The organism is Nostoc sp. CHAB 5715 (assembly GCF_020829685.1).
GTDB lineage: Bacteria > Cyanobacteriota > Cyanobacteriia > Cyanobacteriales > Nostocaceae > Nostoc.
The window spans coordinates 1-2,163 of sequence record NZ_JAIVFR010001146.1; the positions used below are offsets into that span (position 1 = coordinate 1).

The 2,163-nt window shown below is 44.4% G+C and carries 1 protein-coding gene; it reads left to right on the top strand.

Features of this window, described 5'->3' with window-relative positions; all coding sequences use genetic code 11:
- A partial coding sequence (locus LC574_RS37005) for a caspase family protein (RefSeq protein ID WP_229458604.1) occupies nucleotides 1-2,163 on the top strand: 2,163 nt, incomplete at both ends.

The following is a 2,163-nucleotide window of genomic DNA, read 5'->3' on the forward strand; positions in this document are numbered from 1 at the left end:
AGTAAAATCGATCGCCAAGGGGCGGTAAGAGTGCAAGAATTGAGAGAAGCGATCGCTAATCTTTTCAATCCTCCTTCTCCTAACCCCATCCCAGAGACAGCGTTATTCTTCTTTTCAGGACATGGGTGGTGCAAAACTGTAGCGGGTAAAGAAGAAGTATTTCTAGCTACCAATGATGTCCTACCGGAAGCAGAAGTCTATGGTATACCCTTAAGTTGGTTGGGAGAGCAGCTGCAAAAAAGTCAGGCTAAACGAGTCGTTGTTTGGCTAGATTGCTGCTATAGCGGTGAATTGTTGAAGTTTATCCCCACAGATAAAGACTACTGTTTCATTACTGCAACCCGTTCCTACGAAACTGGAGTCGAAATTCCCCATACGCAGGGGTTGTTGACGGAGGCGTTACTTGCAGGATTGAATCCCGAAAATGACGCAGATGGGATCGTCAATAGCCACAAATTGGCAGATTTCATTATCAGCCGAATGTCGAATACAGTCCAGCGTCCGTTAATTGCCAATTCCCCACGAGCAATTCTGCTGACAACTAAGTTTTCTCAAAAAAGCTTTCAGGATAAGTGTCCTTATCGTTCCCTGTCGTATTTTACCGAGACAAAGGAAGATGCTGAGGTTTTTTATGGGCGGAGTGCGCTAACTCAGGAGTTGATTCAACAGGTAAGAGAGAAGCATCGCCTAATTGCCGTATTAGGAGCTTCCGGTAGTGGAAAATCATCTATGTTACGGGCTGGGTTACTCTACCAGCTGAAGCTAGGACAAGAGATTCCAGGGAGCGATCGCTGGACTTATATTACTCCGTTTACGCCTAAAGAATCTCCTGTTAATAGTTTACAGGAGGCTTTGGCACTTTCCTTGCCTAATCTTTCCTATCCAGGGACAACGCCAGATATTGCCCATGTTATCGGCGCTGACTTTTCACGAGATGTGGAAAACCTCTCTCCTGCGAGGAGAGAGGCTTTGAATTCTCCCCCTTCCCTTGTAGGGAAGGGGGCTGGGGGGTTAGGTTTGGCGTTAGCTTTTCCACATGACCTGAATTGTCAGGTTATCGGCGAGAGGTTAAAAGCATTAAACACACCAGTCATCTTAATTATCGACCAGTTTGAAGAATGCTTTACTATGTGCGATGACAGCCAGCGCCAAGAATTCTTTGACTGTTTGCGGGAATTAATTGACTGTACAGATAACCTCTATATTTTCATTGGGATGCGATCGGATTTTCGGGGGAGATGGCGAGAATATCCCAAATTTGCAGGTAAAATCAATAAACCTTACATTAATGTCGAACACTTAACCCGTGAGGAAATTGAAGAAGCGATTACTAAACCGGCTGATTGGGTAGGATTAGGCATAGAGGGAAGGTTAGAACAGCAACTAATTAATGATGTTGAGGATTACCCCGGAAGTTTGCCTTTGCTGCAATATACCCTAACAGAATTGTGGCGTGAGTCGAGAAATCAAGGCGATCAGGTTCTTAGCCTGAAAATTTATGAGGATTTAGGCGGGGTTGAAGGAACGCTACAAAAACGCGCCGATGCAGTTTACGAAAGTCTTTCACTAACAGAAAAAACTGTGGCGCGGCGGATTTTTCTAGAATTGACGCAAATTGGAGAAACCACAGATGTACGGCGGCGCGTGCGTTTACGCGAATTGGTTAATTCCCATCATTCCTTGGAAGTTTTGCAACAGGTGAGTGAGAAGTTAGCTGATAAAGATGCACGATTAATTACAAAGACAGATGATCAACATTCCCAGGATGTAATTTTAGATGTTGTCCACGAAGCCTTAATCCGCCACTGGCAAATGTTGCGGGATTGGAAAGAAGAATATAAGTTGGGAATTGGCATTGAGCGTCAGATTGAAGCGGAAGCCCAAGAATGGGAGAAGGAAGGTAAAAACCCAGATTTTCTCAGAAAAGATGGCAGATTAACAGTAGCAGAAGTATATTTAACTAAATTTGGCGATTGGCAAATGCTGAATGGGTTAGCCGAAGAGTATATTCAGCAGAGTCAAGAATTGCGCGATCGCCTTGAGCGAGAAGAGAAAGAACGCCAACAAGAAAAGCTGAAAGCAGAACGGCGGCTACACCAAGTTGTTACCTTGTTTAGTATGGGGTTAGCTGGAGTAGCTATGTTTGCGGGTTATTATTGGTAT